This window comes from Catellatospora sp. TT07R-123, from assembly GCF_018327705.1.
Classification (GTDB): Bacteria; Actinomycetota; Actinomycetes; order Mycobacteriales; family Micromonosporaceae; genus Catellatospora.
This window is the reverse complement of sequence record NZ_BNEM01000001.1, coordinates 4,435,471-4,453,072: the sequence shown is the minus strand read 5'-3', so window position 1 is coordinate 4,453,072 and position 17,602 is coordinate 4,435,471. Positions and strand designations below refer to the sequence as shown.

The 17,602-nt window shown below is 71.2% G+C and carries 16 protein-coding genes, 1 tRNA gene and 1 pseudogene; 13 read left to right on the top strand and 5 right to left on the bottom strand.

Features of this window, described 5'->3' with window-relative positions; translation table 11 throughout:
- Positions 1 to 147 precede the first annotated feature (147 nt).
- The 3 genes from Cs7R123_RS19280 (at position 148) to Cs7R123_RS19270 (ending at position 3,344) form a co-directional block, all read left to right on the top strand.
- Entirely contained in the window at positions 148 to 546 is a 399-nt protein-coding gene (locus Cs7R123_RS19280; RefSeq protein WP_212828353.1) for a cyclic nucleotide-binding/CBS domain-containing protein, read from the top strand.
- An 86-nt stretch (positions 547 to 632) separates the two neighbouring features.
- A complete protein-coding gene (locus tag Cs7R123_RS19275; RefSeq protein WP_212828351.1) occupies positions 633 to 1,745 on the top strand; it encodes a PLP-dependent aminotransferase family protein in 1,113 nt (370 codons plus the stop codon).
- A 441-nt stretch (positions 1,746 to 2,186) separates the two neighbouring features.
- Positions 2,187 to 3,344, top strand: coding sequence for a magnesium and cobalt transport protein CorA (locus Cs7R123_RS19270; RefSeq protein WP_374706969.1), 1,158 nt, complete (start codon positions 2,187 to 2,189; stop codon positions 3,342 to 3,344).
- 40 nt (positions 3,345 to 3,384) lie between these two features.
- Here Cs7R123_RS19270 and Cs7R123_RS19265 read toward each other — a convergent pair whose 3' ends face one another.
- The gene (locus Cs7R123_RS19265) at positions 3,385 to 4,176 is read right to left on the bottom strand and encodes a hypothetical protein (protein WP_212828344.1); all 792 of its coding nucleotides are present in this window, start codon (positions 4,174 to 4,176) and stop codon (positions 3,385 to 3,387) included.
- Positions 4,177 to 4,281: 105 nt separating this feature from the next.
- Here Cs7R123_RS19265 and Cs7R123_RS19260 point away from each other — a divergent pair, with 105 nt between their 5' ends.
- The 7 genes from Cs7R123_RS19260 (at position 4,282) to Cs7R123_RS19230 (ending at position 10,062) form a co-directional block, all read left to right on the top strand.
- Positions 4,282 to 4,806 (top strand): peptidylprolyl isomerase, encoded by a 525-nt coding sequence (locus tag Cs7R123_RS19260; protein ID WP_212828342.1) that lies wholly within the window; start codon positions 4,282 to 4,284, stop codon positions 4,804 to 4,806.
- Positions 4,807 to 4,816: 10 nt separating this feature from the next.
- A complete protein-coding gene (locus Cs7R123_RS19255; protein WP_212828340.1) occupies positions 4,817 to 5,746 on the top strand; it encodes a rhomboid family intramembrane serine protease in 930 nt (309 codons plus the stop codon).
- 83 nt (positions 5,747 to 5,829) lie between these two features.
- Positions 5,830 to 6,324: a hypothetical protein gene (locus Cs7R123_RS19250; RefSeq protein WP_212828339.1), complete on the top strand. Its 495-nt coding sequence runs from the start codon at positions 5,830 to 5,832 to the stop codon at positions 6,322 to 6,324.
- Between the two features lie 198 nt (positions 6,325 to 6,522).
- On the top strand, positions 6,523 to 7,212 hold the full coding sequence (locus tag Cs7R123_RS19245) for a response regulator transcription factor (RefSeq protein WP_374706968.1): 690 nt from the start codon (positions 6,523 to 6,525) through the stop codon (positions 7,210 to 7,212).
- Positions 7,205 to 8,620, top strand: a complete 1,416-nt coding sequence (locus tag Cs7R123_RS19240; RefSeq protein WP_212828336.1) for a cell wall metabolism sensor histidine kinase WalK — start codon at positions 7,205 to 7,207, stop codon at positions 8,618 to 8,620. The genes Cs7R123_RS19245 and Cs7R123_RS19240 overlap by 8 nt, the downstream gene beginning before the upstream one ends.
- A 35-nt stretch (positions 8,621 to 8,655) precedes the next feature.
- The gene (locus Cs7R123_RS19235) at positions 8,656 to 9,210 is read left to right on the top strand and encodes a hypothetical protein (RefSeq protein ID WP_212828334.1); all 555 of its coding nucleotides are present in this window, start codon (positions 8,656 to 8,658) and stop codon (positions 9,208 to 9,210) included.
- 153 nt (positions 9,211 to 9,363) lie between these two features.
- Positions 9,364 to 10,062 (top strand): glycosyltransferase family 2 protein, encoded by a 699-nt coding sequence (locus Cs7R123_RS19230; RefSeq protein ID WP_212828331.1) that lies wholly within the window; start codon positions 9,364 to 9,366, stop codon positions 10,060 to 10,062.
- 3 nt (positions 10,063 to 10,065) lie between these two features.
- Here Cs7R123_RS19230 and Cs7R123_RS19225 read toward each other — a convergent pair whose 3' ends face one another.
- Positions 10,066 to 10,995 (bottom strand): NAD(P)H-quinone oxidoreductase, encoded by a 930-nt coding sequence (locus tag Cs7R123_RS19225; protein WP_212829274.1) that lies wholly within the window; start codon positions 10,993 to 10,995, stop codon positions 10,066 to 10,068.
- Between the two features lie 233 nt (positions 10,996 to 11,228).
- Here Cs7R123_RS19225 and Cs7R123_RS19220 point away from each other — a divergent pair.
- Positions 11,229 to 11,317: transfer RNA gene (locus Cs7R123_RS19220), tRNA-Ser, on the top strand.
- Between the two features lie 82 nt (positions 11,318 to 11,399).
- Here the strand turns inward: Cs7R123_RS19220 and Cs7R123_RS19215 are convergent.
- Both Cs7R123_RS19215 and Cs7R123_RS19210 read right to left on the bottom strand, forming a co-directional pair.
- The gene (locus Cs7R123_RS19215) at positions 11,400 to 13,322 is read right to left on the bottom strand and encodes a cell wall-binding repeat-containing protein (protein WP_212828329.1); all 1,923 of its coding nucleotides are present in this window, start codon (positions 13,320 to 13,322) and stop codon (positions 11,400 to 11,402) included.
- A gap of 196 nt (positions 13,323 to 13,518) precedes the next feature.
- Positions 13,519 to 14,340 (bottom strand): ferric iron reductase, encoded by an 822-nt coding sequence (locus Cs7R123_RS19210; RefSeq protein ID WP_212828324.1) that lies wholly within the window; start codon positions 14,338 to 14,340, stop codon positions 13,519 to 13,521.
- A gap of 273 nt (positions 14,341 to 14,613) precedes the next feature.
- Between Cs7R123_RS19210 and Cs7R123_RS19205 the strand changes: the two are divergent.
- A pseudogene (locus tag Cs7R123_RS19205) lies at positions 14,614 to 15,567 on the top strand (helix-turn-helix domain-containing protein); the annotation flags it as partial.
- A gap of 50 nt (positions 15,568 to 15,617) precedes the next feature.
- Here the strand turns inward: Cs7R123_RS19205 and Cs7R123_RS19200 are convergent.
- Positions 15,618 to 16,730, bottom strand: a complete 1,113-nt coding sequence (locus Cs7R123_RS19200; protein WP_212828322.1) for a globin domain-containing protein — start codon at positions 16,728 to 16,730, stop codon at positions 15,618 to 15,620.
- 62 nt (positions 16,731 to 16,792) lie between these two features.
- On the opposite strand from Cs7R123_RS19200, the gene Cs7R123_RS19195 reads away from it, so the two are divergent.
- On the top strand, positions 16,793 to 17,590 hold the full coding sequence (locus Cs7R123_RS19195) for a CPBP family intramembrane glutamic endopeptidase (protein WP_212828321.1): 798 nt from the start codon (positions 16,793 to 16,795) through the stop codon (positions 17,588 to 17,590).
- Positions 17,591 to 17,602 lie beyond the last annotated feature (12 nt).

Genomic DNA, 17,602 nt, shown 5'->3' with positions numbered 1-17,602 from the left:
CCCGCCCCCGGGTGCGGAGTTGGCACGGATACACACGCTCGCGGCCATGACAAGTCTTGTGAACTGCCCGAACCTGCCCCAAGATGTCCGTACGGTGCGTTTCAATGGGGTTGCGTTCCGAAGGGGTGATTGCAGATGACGCATGCCATGCAGGTGCGGGAGGCGATGAGCAAGCCGGTGCTGCTGGTTGGTCCGCAGCACACGCTGCGCCAGGCGGCTCAGCTCATGTCGATGCGCCGCGTCGGCTCGGCGATCGTGATCGATCCGGATGGCGAAGGACTCGGGATCATGACCGAGCGCGACATCCTCAATGCCATCGGTTCGGGCCTGGACCCGGACGTGGAGCAGTGTGCAGGCCACATCACCTGGGACGTGGTGTACGCGTCCCCCGACTGGAGTCTGGAGGAGGCCGCCATGGCGATGACCCGGGGCGGGTTCCGCCACCTCGCCGTCCTCGACGGCGACGAGATACTCGGCATCATCTCCGTACGCGACCTGATGCGGGTGTGGGCCCTGCGCCGTGCGGAGGCAACCGCCAACGTGTGATTTCCCGGTATCCGGACCCCACCCGCCCGGCTGAACGCAGGTGGGTGGGGGTGTCCCGCATTTCGGGCCGATTACGCTTGGTGGCCATGACCGCCGAGCAGCTCATCTCCTTCGCCCGGGGCGCCCCGAGCCTGGACATCGTCGATGTCGAGGGTCTCAGCGCCGCGGCCGTCCGCGCCTTCGCCGCCGACCCGGCCGGCCTCACCGCCTACGGCAACTCCTACGGCTACGCACCGCTGCGCAAGTGGGTGGCCGACAAGCACGGTGTCGCCGTCGACCAGGTCCTCATCACGAACGGCTCGCTGCAGGCCGACGCGTTCCTGTTCAACCAGCTCGTGAAGCCCGGCGACCACGTCGTGGTCGAGAGGCCGACCTACGACCGGACGCTGCTCAACCTGCGCTCGCTCGGCGCGCACGTGCACCAGGTCACGGTGCGGCCCGACGGCGTCGACACCGCCGAGCTGCGCGCGCTGCTGGAGTCCGGGGTGCGGCCGACGCTGGCGCACATCATCCCGAACTACCAGAACCCGGCGGGCGTCACGCTGTCGGTGGCGAAGCGGCGCGAGCTGATCGAGCTGGCCGTCGAGTACGGCTTCACGATCTTCGAGGACGACCCGTACGTCGACATCCGCTTCCGCGGCGACGCGCTGCCCTCGATGCTGTCGATGACGAAGCTCGGCGGCGGCGACGCGGCCGACGTGGTCGTGCACGCGAGCTCGTTCACCAAGACGGTCTGCCCCGGCGTGCGTGTGGGCTACCTGGTGGGTGCGAAGCAGGTCATCGACGACATCGCCCGCAACGCGACCAACCTCTACATCTCGGCCGGCCAGGTGGCGCAGGGCATCGTCTACGAGTTCTGCCGCTCCGGCGACATCGACCGCTCGGTGGCGACCGTCAGCGCGGCGCTGGCCGAGCGGGCGTCGGTGCTGGCCGAGTCGCTGCGCAAGCACATCCCGGGCGTCGAGTTCACCGAGCCCGACGGCGGCTACTTCCTCTGGATCGAGCTGCCCGCCGACGTGCACGTGGACAAGCTGCTGCCCGCGGCGGCCGAGCGAGGCGTGGCCGTGGTGAAGGGCTCCGACTTCCTGCTGGAGGGCGGCACCAGCGCGCTGCGGCTGGCGTTCAGCGCGGTCACCGCCGACCAGATCGACGAAGGTGTGCGCCGGCTCGCCGACGCCATCGAGGCCGTACGCGGCTGACGTCCCCGAACAGCCCGGCGCGCGGTCGAACCGCGCTGCCGGGCTGTTTCGCAGCCATTGGCCGATTCGGTTATCCGACCGATTTCTGTCGCATTTCTGACAATGGCTGGGTCGGCATGCAGGGTTCCCCCGCCCGCGTTCCGTGGATCACAATTCGTCCGGCGCGTCGACTACGTGCCGACAGCTTTGCCCCGCCCCCGATGAAAGAAGGAACGGTCACCCAACCCCCCACCCCGGGTGCCGTTCCGGCGCCGGGTGGACCTGCCGCATCTCCCCCCGACCGCGGCAGACACGTCCACCCGGCGCCATCGTCGTATCTGGACCCCGTCGCCCGGGACGCGCGGCCGGTGGTGCCCTCGGCCGCATGGCGCGGTGCCCGCGGCGCGTAGCCTGTCGAGCGGAGTCGCCGCCGCAGCGGCGGCCGCACGAAGGGGGCGAGCTGTGGTCGACGACATCCGGGACGAACCTGGCCGGCGCGCCTCCAACGGCGACCGCCTGACCCGCGCGTTCAGCGCCCCCGCGCGCGCCATGAGCAGGCTCGTCTCGGGAATCGGGCTCGGCGCCGACGAGGCGGCCGCCATCCCGCTCCAGCCGGGCGGGCGCCGTGACGCGATCGTCGACTGCGCCATCTACGAGCAGGGCCGGCGGCTGCCGTCCACGGGCGACTACCGCGAGGCGCTGGCGCAGGCCAAGCGCACGCCGGGGGCGTTCGTGTGGCTGGGGCTGCACGCGCCCGACGCCGAGCAGATGGCGGGTATCGCCGAGGCGTACGACCTGCACGAGCTCGCGGTCGAGGACGTGGTCAGCGCCGGGCAGCGGCCGAAGCTGGAGCAGTTCGGCGACGTGCACTTCCTGGTGCTGCGCACCGCCCGCTACGTCGAGCACAAGGAGCTGACCGACACCTCCGAGGTCGTCGAGACCGGGCAGATCATGCTGTTCATCGGCCCCGACTTCGTCATCTCGGTGCGCCACGGCAACGCCTGCCGGCTCCGGCCGGTCCGCGAGCTCCTGGAGAGCCGCCCCGAGCTGCTGCGCCAGGGCCCGTGGGCGGTGGCATACGGGGTGCTCGACCACGTGGTCGACCTGTACGTGCTGGCCGCCGACGGCATCGGCCAGGACGTGGACGTGCTGGAGGAGGCGGTGTTCTCCCGCGACTCCAGCGGCCGGATGCAGCGCATCTACCAGCTCAAGCGCGAGCTCGTGGAGTTCAAGCGCGCGGCGCTGCCGTTGCAGCGGCCGCTCCAGGCGATGCTCTCCGACACCCCGGAGATCACCAAGGAGCTGCGCAAGTACTTCCGGGACGTCCAGGACCACCTGGCCCGCGTGGTCGAGCAGGTCGGCGGGTACGACGACCTGCTGATCTCGATCATGCAGGCGCGCCTGGCCCAGGTCTCCGTCGACCAGAACAACGACATGCGCAAGATCGCCGCCTACGCCGGTATGGCCGCGGCGTGGACCGCGATCACCGGCGTCTACGGCATGAACTTCGAGTACATGCCGGAACTGCACATGCGCTACGGCTACCCGGTGACCATGGCCTTCGCCCTGGCCGTGTCGTACGGCATCTACCGCTCGTTCCGGCGCTCCGGCTGGCTGTGACGCCGGTGGGGCGCCGCTGGGGCGCCCCACCGGCGGTCCGCTACATGCGGCTGTTCTTCGAGCCCGAGGACGAGTACTTCGAGACGAAGCTGTCCGTCGCGTCGTTGGCCGCTTCGGCCATGTCGTCGACCTTGGACTTCGCGGCACCGCGGCTGTCCTTGAGCTGGGACGCCGCCGAGTGCAGCTTGTCGGCCGTCTTGTCCATCGCCTTGCTGGCGTGGTGGGTGGCCTTGTCGATGGCCGTGTCCGTCTTGCCGGACACCTTGTCGACCATGGCGCGGCTGTCCGAGCGCGCCGACTCCAGGGCCTGGCTCGGGTCGTACTCCGACCACTGCTGCTGCCTGCGGCGCCTGACGACCAGCGCACCCACGGCGCCGGCGGCGATCCCGGCCGCGAGCAGGCCGACGAGCATCTTGGTGTTCCTGTGCGACACCTGCGACTCCTTCTTCCGCGCCTTGGCCTTCGCCTTCTTCGCGGTAGAGGAGGCGCTCGCCGCGCCCTCCCGGTAGGCCGCGATCAGCGGCGCCAGGCTTGACATGGTCGAGTCGATCCCGCCGGACGTGGCGCGGCGCATCTTTCCGGTGGTCGGCCCGATCCGGTGGCCGACTCCGCCGGCGGCGTGCGTCGCCGCCTGGAGGAAATGGTCCCAGCTCTGGCCCATTTCATCCCGCATGAGCTCCCCGCGCGTCTTGTGCGGTTTGAAACCCAACATGTTCCCCCGCCTTCCTGCCGGCCGCCCCCGCGAACGGCAGATATCAGCCGCAGGGCGCCCCCGCGCCCTGTGGTGCACAAAGCGCGCGATCGAATCGATACGAAGGCGCGCCTTGCTCATGTCCCCGAGTGTCATCCTGCCTCGCCGGATGCCTCCGCACCACCGGAACGGGCACATGGGAGAATCTGTCGGTAACTGACCACCAAGAAATTCGGGAGAGAAGACGTGGCTGACGCCCGTTACGCCGTCCTGCACACCAGCGCCGGCCCGATCCGTCTTGAGCTGTTCGGCAACCACGCGCCCAAGACCGTCCGCAACTTCGTGGAGCTCGCCGAGGGCACCCGCGAGGGCGCGACCGACCCGCGCACCGGTGCTCCGATCAAGGGGCCGTACTACGACGGCACCCCGTTCCACCGCGTGATCGACGGCTTCATGATCCAGACTGGCGACCCGACCGGCACCGGTCGCGGCGGCCCCGGCTACACCTTCGCCGACGAGATCCACCCGGAGCTGGTCTTCGACAAGCCGTACCTGCTGGCGATGGCGAACGCCGGCCCGGGCACCAACGGGTCGCAGTTCTTCATCACCACCGCGCCGACGTCGTGGCTGAACCGCAAGCACACCATCTTCGGCGTGGTCGCCGACGCGGAGTCGCAGAAGATCGTCGACTCGATCTCCAGCACCGCGACGGACCCGATGGACCGCCCGCTGGAGCCGCTCGTCATCGAGCGAATCGAGATTGAGCGCTAGTCTCGTCCGCATGACGTCTCCCGCACCCCAGAGTGGTCAAGCCGCTGTGCCAGTCTGCTACCGCCACCGGGGGCGGGAGACGCATCTGACCTGCACCAGGTGCGGACGGCCGATCTGCCCCGACTGCATGATCCCGGCGTCGGTCGGGCACCAGTGCCCCGACTGCGTCGCCGAGGGCCGCCGCACCCAGCGCCCCGCGCTGACCCACTTCGGCGGGTCGCGCGCGGGCATGCACGGGTATGTCACCAAGGCGCTGATCGGCATCAACGTCGCCGTCTTCGCCGTGCTGGCCGTCCTGTACGGCATGGACACCCTGACCAGCGGTTCGACCCCGGTGCACGAGTGGGGCGCGGCGCTCGGCCGCACCGTCACCAAGATCGAGGGCGGCCTCTACCTCGGCGCGCTGCCGCAGTACGGCGAGGTCTTCACCGGCATCCACGACGGGGCCTACTACCGCCTCTTCACGGCGATGTTCCTGCACTACGGCGTGATCCACCTCGCGCTGAACATGTGGGCGCTGTGGGTGCTCGGCCGGTCCCTGGAGGCCGCGCTCGGCCCGATCCGGTTCGCGGCGCTCTACCTGCTGTGCGGGTTCGGCGGCAACGTGGCCTGCGCGCTGCTCAGCCCGTACGCGTTCTCCGCCGGTGCGTCGACGGCCATCTTCGGCCTGTTCGCGGCGTACTTCCTCGTGCTGCGGCGGCTGGGGCGCGACGCGATGTCGGTCGTGCCGGTCATCCTGGTCAACGTCGTGATCTCGTTCCTGCCGGGCATCTCGTGGCAGGGTCACCTGGGCGGGTTCGTCACCGGCGTCGCCTGCGGCCTGGGCCTGGCCTACGCGCCGCGGGAGAACCGCAACTTCGTGCAGGCGGCGGTGCTGGCCGGGGTGTTCGCGGTGCTGGTGGCGGTGGCGGTGTTCGTACCACCGCTGACGCAGGGGTAGCGCACAACGGGTGCGACGGGTGTCAATGGCCCCCGCGTGAGTGACTCGCGTGACGTCCGTCACGCGCGCTCGTTGGTCCTTACATGGACGTCTTCTCGCGTACGTTCCTCCCCGCCACCGGTGAGGCCGGCATTCCCATGGCCACGGTCAGCCGGCACATGCCGATCTTCCGGCGCTGCATCGAGGCGGGCGACGCCACCGTGCTGGTCGCCCGCGCGCTGCGCCCCGAACGGCCACTCGGGCGGGAGTACCTGCTGCTGCTGACGTACCGCCGCCTGGTCATCACCCAGGAGAGCCGGATCCTGCGGCGCCTGCGGCTGCACCTCAACACCGACCTGCGGCACCTGGCGAACGTCACCTGGCACCCGGACCCGCGCCTGTCGGCCATCGAGTTCGCGGCCACGGCCGTCGACGGCATCCGCGAGCGGTTCTGGATCCACGCGGGCCACCCCAAGCAGGTGTGGCACCTGGACGCCCTGTTCAGCCACGTCTTCAAGCCCAAGCTGATCGCCCAGCGCGCCGCCTCCCCCGACGCCACCCCGTACCGCTCCTTCGCGGAGCACCTAGTCGGCGCCTAGCTGTGCTGCTGGCGCCCGCCTCCGCGGGCGCGGGCTTCCGTCCCGAAAGCCGATGGCAGCCGCGCGTCGCTACATCGCTGCGCGATGTCACGCTCCTTCACGGCAACCATCGGCGGACGGAAGCCGGTCGGTGGTCGCGGCCCGGTGTGTAGGGAGCTTGACCCGAGCCTTACGTGATCCGTACACAGGTCGGACATGATGGCGGGCGTGACTGAGAAAGGTCTGGTCCTCGTCGTCGAGGACGAGCGGCCCATCGCCGACCTGATCCGGCTCTACCTACAGCGCGACGGCTACGGCGTGCAGGTCGAGCAGGACGGCAACGCGGGGCTCGCCGCGGCGCGGCGGCTGCGGCCGGTGGCGTGCGTGCTCGACATCGCGCTGCCCGGCCTGGACGGCACGGAGATCTGCCGCCGCCTGCGGGCCGACGACATCTGGGTCCCGATCATCTTCCTCACCGCCCGCGACGACGAGGTCGACCGCATCGTCGGCCTGGAACTGGGCGCCGACGACTACCTGACCAAGCCGTTCAGCCCCCGGGAGCTGGTCGCCCGGCTCAAGGCGGTGCTGCGCCGCTCCGGCGCCGCCCCCGAGCCCGACCGCAGCCGCACCGTCGGGACGGTGCGGCTCGACCCGTCCCGCCGCGAGGTGACCGCCGACGGCCGGTCGATCCACCTGACCAGCACCGAGTTCGACCTGCTGGCGCACCTGATGAGCCGCCCCGGCCGGGTCTACACCCGCGACGAGCTGCTCAGCACGGTGTGGGGCTACGCCGCCCACGGCGGCACCCGCACCGTCGACGTGCACGTCGCCCAGGTGCGGGCCAAGCTGGGCGAGGCCGCGGGCATCCTGCGTACGGTCCGGGGCGTGGGGTACACCGCCGATGCCTGACCGCCGCACCGACCTGACCGTGCCGATCCGGGTGCTCGCCGCCCCGCCGAGACCGGTCCGCAGCGCCACCACCCTGACCACCCGCGCGGTCGCCGCGGGCCTGCTCGTCGCGCTGATCTCGGTACTGGTGACGGCCCTGGTCGCGGTGCCGCTGGCCGCCCGCGCCGCCGAGCGCGCCGCCCGGGAGGGCCTGGCCGTCCAGACCGACGTGGTGGCCCTGATCCTGAAGAACCGCCGCACCGCGGCCTCCGACGAGAAGCTGATGCAGCAGCTGCGCAAGCTCGACGACGGCACCACGGGCTTCCTGATCACCGGCGGCGCGCCCGACCGCACCGGCCTGCCCGACCGGGTGGTCCGGCAGATCGCGGCCGGCCAGCCGGTGAGCGAGCGGCTGGCCCTGGTCGACGGCAGCCTGGCCGTGATCGAGGGACGTCCGCTGGGCGACGGCGACGGCGTCGTGCTGGCCCGGCCCGCCGGGACCGGGCTGGCCCGGCAGGTGCTGCGCAACCTGTGGCTGCCGCTGCTGGCCGGGCTGGGCGCGGGCGTGCTGGCGGGGGTGCTGCTGGGCCGGCGGCTGGCCCGCCCGATCCGCAACGCGGCCACCGCGGCGGCGCGGCTCAGCTCCGGCGACCGGGCCGTACGCCTGCACGCCGAGCCGCCGCTGGAGGTGGAGCGCCTGGCGCAGTCGATCAACGAGCTGGCCGAGGCGCTGGCCACCAGCGAGGGCCGCCAGCGCGAATTCCTGCTCTCGATCTCGCACGAGCTGCGCACCCCGCTGACCACCATCCGGGGGTACGCCGAGGCGCTGTCGGACGGGGTCGTCGACGCCGACGCCGCGCCGGGCGTCGGGCAGACCATGCTCGCCGAGGCGGAACGGCTGGACCGGCTGGTGGCCGACCTGCTGTCGCTGGCCCGCCTCGACGCCGCGGACTTCCCCATCGAGCCCGCCCAGGTGGAGCTCGTGTCGCTGGTGCGCTCGGCCGAGCGGGCGTTCGCGCCCCGGGTGGCGACCGCGGGCGTGCTGCTGCACGCCGACGTGCCGCCGCACGAGGTGTGGTCGTACACCGACCCGGTGCGGCTGCGGCAGATCATCGACGGCCTGGTCGAGAACGCGCTGCGGGTGGTGCCGCAGGGCCGCCCGATCGTGCTCGGGGTGCGCGAGCAGTCCGGCCGCGCCGTGGTCGAGGTCCGCGACGGCGGTCCGGGCCTCAGCGACGACGACCTGGCGGTCGCGTTCCAGCGCGGTGCGCTGTTCCAGCGCTACCAGGGGGTACGGCAGACCGGCACCGGCCTGGGCCTGGCGCTGGTGGCGGGGCTGGCCCGGCGTCTGGGCGGCACCATCGAGGCCGGGCACGCCGCCGAGGGCGGAGCCCGGTTCACGGTTTACCTTCCCCGTACGTCGGGCTGACCGGCGGTTGCCGCAGGCGGTGCAGGCTGTACGCCATGAAGAGACTCAGCCTCGCCGTCGCCCTGGGCCTGCTGCTCGGGCTGACCGCCTGCGGACCCGCGGCGCTGCCCGCGACCGCCACCGACCTGGTCGCCTCGGTCGAGGCGGAGTCGCTGGCCGCGCTGGGCGTGGACCCGGCCGATCTGGTCGCCGCCGAGCCGGAGTTCGCCGACAAGGCCTCCCCGGGCCCGGACAAGGCCGGTGACGGCACCGACCGGCGCCTGCGCAACTGGAAGCACCGCAAGGCGCTGCGGGTGCTGCTGCGCCGCGGCACCCTGCACGGCGAAGCCGTCGTGCAGACCAAGCAGGGGACCGTGACGGTGCTCGTCCAGCGGGGCGAGGTGACCGCGGTCGACGGCAGCACCGTCACCGTGAAGTCGGCCGACGGATTCACGGTCACCTGGACCTTCGGGGAGAAGCTGCGGGTGGTCGAAAAGCGCGCCACGGTCCAGCCGAGCGAGGTGAAGGTCGGTGCCCAGGTCGCGGTCGCCGGTGCGAAGAACGGCGACACGTCGACGGCCCGCCTGATCGTGATCCCGGTCGCGAAGTGACGGCACAGGGCGCCTTCCACCGGAGGTGCCCTGTCTCACACCCGGTTTCCTGAGCGCGCACATCGAACGGCGCTGACCTCGCCCGATGTGCGCGGGAGCAGCCGAAGGGCTAGACTCGGCGCGTTCCAGCCACAGTACGCAGCGGAGAGCCTCGTGAAGCTATCCATTCTCATGCCGGTCTACAACGAAGAGGCCCGGCTTGGCGAGGCGCTCAAGCAGGCGCTGGCGGTCGACTACCCCTGTGAGACCGAGCTGGTCGTGGTCAACGACGGCAGCAAGGACGCCACGGCCGAGATCCTCAACAACTGGGACGACTCCCGGTTGCGGGCGATCCACCACGCCAAGAACGCGGGCAAGGGTGCGGCGATCCGCACCGCGGTCGACTCCGCCACCGGTGACTACATGGTCATCCTGGACGCCGACCTCGAATACGACCCCAAGGACATCCCGAAGCTGCTCGGCCCGGTGCTGGAGGGCCGCAGCAAGGTCGTCTACGGCAATCGCACCTTCGGCGGCCACGCGGCCTTCTCGTTCTGGTACGTGATGGGCAACAAGGGCGTGACCCTGTTCGCCAACATCCTGTTCAACTCGTACATCGGCGACCTGGAGACCTGCTTCAAGCTGATGCCGCTGGAGCTGTACCGGTCGCTGAACATCAAGTCCAAGGGCTTCGGCATGGAGGCTGAGGCCACCGGGAAGCTGCTGCGCCGCAAGATCCGCCCGTACGAGGTGCCGATCAGCTACAACGCGCGCACCCGCGAAGAGGGCAAGAAGATCACCGCGATGGACGGCATCGAGGCGCTGCTCATCCTCATGCGCGAGCGCGTCCGCCCGATCCCGAAGCAGCGCTGACCCTCAGGGGCCGACCTTCAGCAGCACCTTGCCGACGTGATCGTTGGCCGCCACGAGCCGGTGCGCCGTGGCGGCCTCCGTGAGCGGCACCACCCGGTCGATCACCGGCCGGATCGCACCGGACTCCACCAGCGGCCACATGTCCCGGCGTACGCCCGCGACGATCTCGGCCTTCTCCGCCGCCGGGCGCGACCGCAGCGCCGTCGCCGCCACCGTGCCCCGCTTGGCCAGCAGCGCCCCCAGGTCCAGCTCCGCCCGGGTGCCGCCCTGCAACCCGATCACCACCAGCCGCCCGCCCCGGGCCAGCGCCTGCACGTTGCGCCCCAGGTATGACGCGCCCATGATGTCGAGCACCACGTCCGCGTTCACGCCGGTGAAGTCGTCGACCGTGTAGTCGATGCACTCGTCGGCGCCCAGCTCCCGCAGCCGGTCGTGCTTGACCGCGCGGGCCGTGGCCACCACGCGGGCGCCCAGCGCCTTCGCGTACTGGACCGCGAACGTGCCCACCCCGCTGCCGCCGCCGTGGATCAGGACCGTCTCGCCCGACCGCAGGCCCGCGACCTGGGTCAGGTTCGACCACACCGTGCAGGCCACCTCCGGCAACCCGGCCGCCGTCACCACGTCCACCCCGGACGGCACGGGCAGCAGCTGCGCCCCGGGCACGGCCGCCAGCTCCGCGTATCCGCCGCCGCTGAGCAGCGCGCACACCTCGTCGCCCGGCTGCCACTCCCCGGCGCCGCGCATGACGGTGCCCGAGCACTCCAGGCCGGGCCACGCGGGCGCGCCCTGCGGCGGCGGGTAGTAGCCGCCGACCTGGAGCAGATCGGCCCGGTTGACCGCCGTGGCGGCCACCCGCACCAGCACCTCGCCGTCACCCGGCACCGGGTCCGCCACCTCGCCCCACACGAGCTCGCCCTTGGCCGGGTTCGTCATCGCACGCACCCACCCATCTTCCCGCCCCAGGCGCCCCCACCCCCACCAACCCCGCCACATCCGCCCCCGCGCCGCGCGCCGCACGCGGCGGTTGGTGCAGTTTCGGGGAAAGTGCTGGAATCTTGGACCGGATACCCGCAGTTTCCCCGAAACTGCCGGACGCGACACCCGGCGGGTATCTGCGTGTACGCAGGGGGGTGCGCTCTGGCAGACTGGCTCCTGGCGATCTGCCAGGAGGGTTCGCCTAGTGGCCGATGGCGGCGGTCTTGAAAACCGCTAAGGGCAGCGATGTTCTTCGTGGGTTCGAATCCCACACCCTCCGCCGAAACAGGACGAAGGCCCCGCCCGTTCCCGGGCGGGGCCTTCGTGGTCGTGCCGGATGGTGCGTCGTGCCAGGTGGCGCGTCAGTGCTTGTCGTACAGGCCAGGCCCGCTGATCAGCTTGCCGAGCTGGTCGTCGTTCGTCGTGGCGACCGAACCGGCGCCGCCGAAGATGAGCACCTCCGAGACCGACCCGCTGGAGATGTTCAGCAGGTAGGCGGAGTACTTGTTCACGTCGCCGGTGCCCGGGGTGAGCAGCAGCGGCCCGCCGAGGACGCCCATCAGCGCGCCGCCCGCGAGGGCGTCGGGCCAGTTGGCGCCGGTGGCGAGGCTGGCCACCTTCATGTTCGGGAAGAACCTGTACGCCACCAGCGCCGCCGTCTGGTACCGGTCTGCGCCGGCCATCGCGATCGGAGCGTAGGGCGCCAGGGCGTTGGCCGCCTGGACGCCCACCGCGTACGGCTTCTGCCCCGTGGCCACAGTCCAGGCGTCCAGGTAGGTCTTGGTGGCCGCGGGCAGCACGTTGTCGCTGGTGAGCAGTACCACCGCGGACTTCGGGCCACCCGGGGTGTTGTACGCCCCGGCCGCCGCCCCCGCCGCCAGGGCGTCGGGGAAGTTGGCGCCGGTCGCGGTGATGACCACGTCCGGGTTGGGGTTGATCTTGTTCGCGATCGCGATCGAGGTGTCGAACCGGTTCGCACCCTGGAGCCGCTCGACCTCGTACCCCTTGGCGAGCAGGCCGGTCTCGATCGCCAGGGAGATCGCGCCGGTGCCGCCGAGCAGGTAGATCCGGCCGCCCGGGTCGAGCACGCGGTCGATCTCGGCCGCGGTGGTTCCGTCGAGGACGGTCGGCGAGGTCATCAGCAGCGGGCCCTGCTTGGCCCCGGCCAGGGCACCGCCGCCGAGCGCGTCGGCGAACGTGTCCGACCGCGACAGCACGACCGCGTCGGCCGTGGGCCGCGGGTCGGCCGGGTTGGTGGTGGTCGCCCAGCGGTAGGCGGAGACCGCCGCCGCCGTGGCGTACCGCGAGCTGCCCGAGATGCGGGTCACCGACTCCCGGGTCTGCGACCGGTAGAACGGCGTCCCGGTGATGCCGGGCAGCGCGGTGTGGGTGAGCTGCGCGCTGCCGTTGGCCGCGGCCGTCTCCACGCCGCCGGACTGATTGCGGAAGGCCAGGGTCTGACCGTTCGGCGACCAGCTCGGGAAGTCGTGGTTGTCCGGACCCGCCGCGGCGGCGGGGGTGTCGGTGACCTGCACGACGTTGCCGCCGGACAGATCCGAGGTGAAGACCTGCTGGTTGCTGCCCGTGCCCGCGGGGCGGACGAAGGCGACCTTGGTGCCGTCGGGCGACAGAGCCGGGTGGCTCGCGTTGCCGACGACCTTGCGCATGGTCGGGTTGGCCTTGGGGTTGTACACCCACACCTCGGGGGTGCTGCCCGCCAGCCGCGACTGGCGCTGGAACACCAGCACGCTGCCGTCGCCGCCGTCGGGGTAGGTGTAGTCGTAGCCGTCGCCCGCCGTGAGCGGCCCGGCAGTCGAGGACTGCAGGCTGATCGTGTCGGGCGCCGCCATGCAGCAGTACGGGTTGCCGCCGGCCGTCCACAGCTGCCACGGGTCGGTGGCCGAGGCACGCTCGGCCCAGACGACGCCGTTGCTGTCGAGGCCCAGCCAGCTGGGATGGGCACGTTCGGCGCCCGCCGCCGGGGCTCCGACGATCACCTGCGGATTGCCGGCGTCGGTGGCGTCCCAGCGGGAGGTGACGACCTGCCCGTTCCTGACGTAGAGCGCCCGGCTGCCGTCGGCGGTCCACGAGATCTCGTTCGTGGTGGCGCCGGAGGCCAACAGGGTGCCGTTGACGAAGATTCCGCCGTTGGCGGTGGTGAGGACGCCGTTGCCGTTGCCGCTGTGGCTGGCTTGGGCTGCCGGCGCGCCGCCGAAGGCGGCCAGTGCGCTGGTAGCGACGGCCGCGCCGAACGCGAGATACCGCCGTGACCGGTTTGAGGACAACGTGTCTCCTAGGGGAGGCGGCCGCCAGGTCCCTCGTGAGACGCCGGTAGGTTCCGGCCCCGGGCGGCACAGAACGCGAGTTTAAGCACGGTCCGTGAACGGATGGGCCGGTCGTACGGTCGAGGCTGTCCACTGATCGGGTCGGATATGCGAGACCGTACGGTCCGCGTCCCGCAGATGAACTGCGAGCGGCCGGTCAGCGCAGGCAGCAGCCGGAGCAGACCTTGGGCTGCGGCAGCGTGAAGGCCAGGCAGCAGGTGCGGCGCTGCACATCGGTCTCCCCGGCATGGCCGGGGACGAGGTCGACCAGATCCGCCAGGTCGAGCGCGCCGAGCACGGTGTGCGCGGAGTCGGTGACGTTGCCGGGCACGTCCGGACCGCCCCGGACCAGCGCATACGCGATGCCGGAGGCGATCGAGCCGAGCAGGGTGCGGCGGCCGACCTTGACGTGCTCGCGGATGCGCTCGGTCAGCGGGTCCAGGTGCTGGTCGAGCAGGCCGGTGCGCAGGGTCTTGAGCAGCAGCGCCTCGTCGCCGACGACGGTCACGCCCGGGTGGGGCGACTGGGCCAGCGGGTCGTCGGGCAGCACCGCGAGCTGCACGTCGCGCAGGCCGACCTGCACCAGCGCCTCGCCCGGCGCTCCGCTGAAGCGGACGAGCATGTTGTCGGCGGAGACCAGCGGCACGCGCCGGGCCACCGCCCAACTGAGGACGGCGGGCATGGCGACCCAGTAGCAGTAGGACTTCCACGAAAGAGTGGCAGCGGCGTGCGGTGCGGCGCCCCAGCGGCGGTGCGCGGTGGCGAACAGCGCGGGCATGCCCGCACCGCCCGTGAGCGCGGTCGCGGGCGTCCAGCCAGGCATCCCGCCGACGACGAGCGGTTCGGGCAGGCCGTGCACCGCTTCCTCACCGAGACGGCTGCGAATGGAGCGCAGTGTGACGGTCAGCGGCCTCAGGGCGTCGGCCAGGTCGAACGGCGTGAGCGTACGCACCCGTTCCTCACCTGCCCCTTCCTGCACCTAGTCATGGTCGCTGATGACTCGGCCACTCTACCTCGATAAGGCTAGGCTAACCAGACCCACGCCAGTTTACGTCATTTCACTTACCGTGTGTGACGTCTGGCATAGTTCGGTGTCTACGGTGATCCACTGGCCACTTGCAAAGCTGTCAAGGCTTTTGTCGCGTAATCACCACTTCTCGTTAGTTGATCCTCAGGCCGCGAAGAATGAGGATTCACGACATAAAGAGGAGGGGGCGAGGTGTGGCATGACCGAGCGCACCGAGGTCGGGTCATGAGCGTTTCGCCGGTGGAACGTGCCGTGGAGGCGTTCGCTACCGAGCTCAGCAGGTGGCGCATCGACCGGGGCATGACCAAGAAGCAGCTCGCCAGCCGGATGGGCTTCGATCCCTCCTACATCAGCCACATCGAGGGCCGAAGACATCGGCCCACCGAGGACTTCGCGCGCCGGGCCGAGGCGGTGCTCAACGCCGGCGGCGCGATCTGGCGCAGGTTCCAGGAATACGAGGAGGCCCGCCAGGCCCGCGGCCCGTCCACGCTGCTCACCCGTGAGCCGACCGTGCCCACCCAGTGGCTGCCCCCGGGCACCGGGCTGGTGGTGGAGCTAGAGGAGGCCCAGCTCACCTACGACGACGGGTCGTATCAGGTGGTGGTGCGCCGGGCCCTCTACAACGCGGGCAACGAGCCGGTCACGCGCTATCTGATCCGGGTCGCCGTCGACCGGTACCCGGGCCAGCCGCAGCGTTCCAACGCCCACCACCGCGCCCACCCGCTGAGCCTCGACGAGCTCGGTATGGTCGCGTTCTGCGGCGACCCCGGCTCCGCCGAGCCGATGGTGTGGCGCGCGAAGCAGGACCGGGACGCGTTCAAGGAGATCTGGCTGCTGTTCGAGAACGCCGACGGCCGGTTCCCGCTCTACCCGGGCGAGCGGACCACGGTGGAATACCGCTACCGCGTCGACGAGCTGAAGTGGGGCTCGTGGTTCGAGCGCGCGGTGCGGCTGCCCACGCGGCGGCTGGTGGTGCAGATGCGCTTCCCGGCCGGGCTCGACCCGCAGGTGTGGGGGGTGGAGACGTCGATGGCGGCCGAGGAGGCGCCGTTGCGCACCCCGATCGTGCGCGAGCAGGACGGCGACCGGGCGGTGTTCACCTGGCGCACCGAGGACCCGTCCCTGAACGCGCGGTTCCAGCTCCAGTGGCGGTTCCGGGCGGTGGCCTCGGCCCCGCCGGCCCTGGTGCACTGACGGCGGAGGCGCCGCGGCCGCAGCGGCCGCGGCGCTCAGACGTCGCTGAACGCGTCGTACCGGATCCGGGTCTGCGGCACCTGCAACTGCGCCAGCGACCGCAGCGTGCCGCGCACCATGCTCGGCGACCCGCACACGAAGAAGTCGTGCTCCAGCCACGGCCCGAACCGCGCCAGCGCGTCGGGGATCGTGCCCTCCTCGCCGCCCCACCCCGGATCGTCGCTGCACACCGGCACGATCGACAGCCACGGGTACGCCGCCGCGAGCTCCTGGAGCGAACCCAGGTCGTACAGGTCGTCGCGGTCGCGGGCGCCGAAGAACACGTGCACCCAGCGGGTGCGGTTGAACGTGGTCAGCTCCTCCAGCAGCGCCTTGATCGGCGACAGCCCGGTGCCGCCCGCCACGAACACGATGTCGCGGGTGGACCGGCGGTCCAGCACCATGGTGCCCATCGGCGAGGCCAGCCGCAGCATGTCGCCGACCCTGGTCCGGCGCACCAGCGCCCCCGACACCCAGCCCGCGCCCAGCGCCCGCACGTGGAAGTCCATCGTCCCGTCGCTGCGCGGCGCGTTGGCCACCGAGTACGTCCGCCACACCCGCGGGTGGTACCGCGGGCACTCCAGCGACAGGTACTGCCCGGCGCGGTACTCCAGCTGCTGGAGCGGCCGCACCGTGAACACGGCGATGTCGCGGCTGCGCCGCTCGTGCGCCACCACCTCGGCATGCCACCAGGCCGGGTTGCTGTCGGCGGCGGCCCCGGCGAGCATCTTGCGGGCGATCACGTCGTACGCGTCGCGCCACGCCTGCTCGTACTCGTGGGTCCACTCGTCGCGGGCGAAGGTGCGCAGGGACTCCAGCAGGGCGGCGCCGACCACCTCGTACTGGTCCGCCTGCACCTGGAACTTGCGGTGGTCGCGGCCCAGCGAGCGCAGGTACTCGTCGAACCGGTCCGGGTCGTCGACGGTCTGCACCGCGCTGACGATCGCGCCCAGCAGGCGAGCCCGCTGCACGTCCATCGTCACCGGGAACATCTCTCGTACGCTCGGATGGTTCAGGAAGATCCGGGCGTAGAAGTAACCGGCCAGCTTGTCCTGCTGCTCCTCGACGAGAGTCCAGCTCTCTTTCAACAGCCGCTGAAGGTCGCTCACGTTCGAACGATGTCAACTTCGAGCGTTCGGCCATCGCACAGAATGTGCGACCCTGTGGAGTCATGGCTGCTGAAGAGCTCGACTGGGGAAGCCCCCGCCCCACCCGGACCCTGCTGGGTCACGAGGTCCTGCTGCTGCTCGGCGTATCACTCGGCTACTCCGCCATACGATCCGTGCTCTCACTCATCGACAAACTCACGGTTCACGTTCCGTTGAACCAGCAGGCGGCCGAGCTGAACACGGCCGTCACCCCGGACCGGCCCTGGCTGGATCTGTCCATCCAGCTGACCCGGATCGCGTTCGGTGTGGTGCCCGCCCTGTTCGCGGTCCATCTGCTCAACCGGGGGCCCGGGCTGGGCGGCCGGCTCGGCGCGCCGGAGATCCTCGGGTACGCCCGGCGGCGGGTCGGTTTCGACCTCGGCGGCGGGGCACTGCTCGCGGCCGCCATCGGCATCCCCGGCCTCGGCCTGTACCTGGCCGCCAAGGCGCTGGGCGTCAACGCCACCGTGGTCGCCTCCGGGCTCGGCGACGTGTGGTGGGCGGTGCCGGTGCTGGTCCTGGCCGCGGTCGAGAACGCGGTGCTGGAGGAGGTCGTCGTGGTCGGCTACCTGCTGACCCGCCTGCGCCAGCTCGGCTGGAGCACCCCGGCGATGATCGCGGCCAGCGCGGTGCTGCGCGGGTCGTACCACCTCTACCAGGGCTTCGGCGCGTTCGTCGGGAACGCGGTCATGGGCGTGGTGTTCGCACTGGTGTTCCTGCGCTGGCGCCGGGTCGGACCGCTGATCGTGGCGCACACGCTGCTCGACATCGTGTCGTTCGTCGGATACGCCCTGCTGGCCGGTCACCTCAGCTGGCTGTGACGACCCGGCGGG

Bases quoted from the DNA above. Each gene is read 5' to 3' on its own strand.
- Cs7R123_RS19280 (WP_212828353.1), top strand. From the start codon at position 148: ATGCAGGTGCGGGAGGCGATGAGCAAGCCGGTGCTGCTGGTTGGTCCG.
- Cs7R123_RS19275 (WP_212828351.1), top strand. From the start codon at position 633: ATGACCGCCGAGCAGCTCATCTCCTTCGCCCGGGGCGCCCCGAGCCTG.
- Cs7R123_RS19265 (WP_212828344.1), bottom strand. From the start codon at position 4,176: ATGAGCAAGGCGCGCCTTCGTATCGATTCGATCGCGCGCTTTGTGCAC.
- Cs7R123_RS19255 (WP_212828340.1), top strand. From the start codon at position 4,817: ATGACGTCTCCCGCACCCCAGAGTGGTCAAGCCGCTGTGCCAGTCTGC.
- Cs7R123_RS19250 (WP_212828339.1), top strand. From the start codon at position 5,830: ATGGACGTCTTCTCGCGTACGTTCCTCCCCGCCACCGGTGAGGCCGGC.
- Cs7R123_RS19245 (WP_374706968.1), top strand. From the start codon at position 6,523: ATGGCGGGCGTGACTGAGAAAGGTCTGGTCCTCGTCGTCGAGGACGAG.
- Cs7R123_RS19240 (WP_212828336.1), top strand. From the start codon at position 7,205: ATGCCTGACCGCCGCACCGACCTGACCGTGCCGATCCGGGTGCTCGCC.
- Cs7R123_RS19235 (WP_212828334.1), top strand. From the start codon at position 8,656: ATGAAGAGACTCAGCCTCGCCGTCGCCCTGGGCCTGCTGCTCGGGCTG.
- Cs7R123_RS19225 (WP_212829274.1), bottom strand. From the start codon at position 10,995: ATGACGAACCCGGCCAAGGGCGAGCTCGTGTGGGGCGAGGTGGCGGAC.
- Cs7R123_RS19195 (WP_212828321.1), top strand. From the start codon at position 16,793: ATGGCTGCTGAAGAGCTCGACTGGGGAAGCCCCCGCCCCACCCGGACC.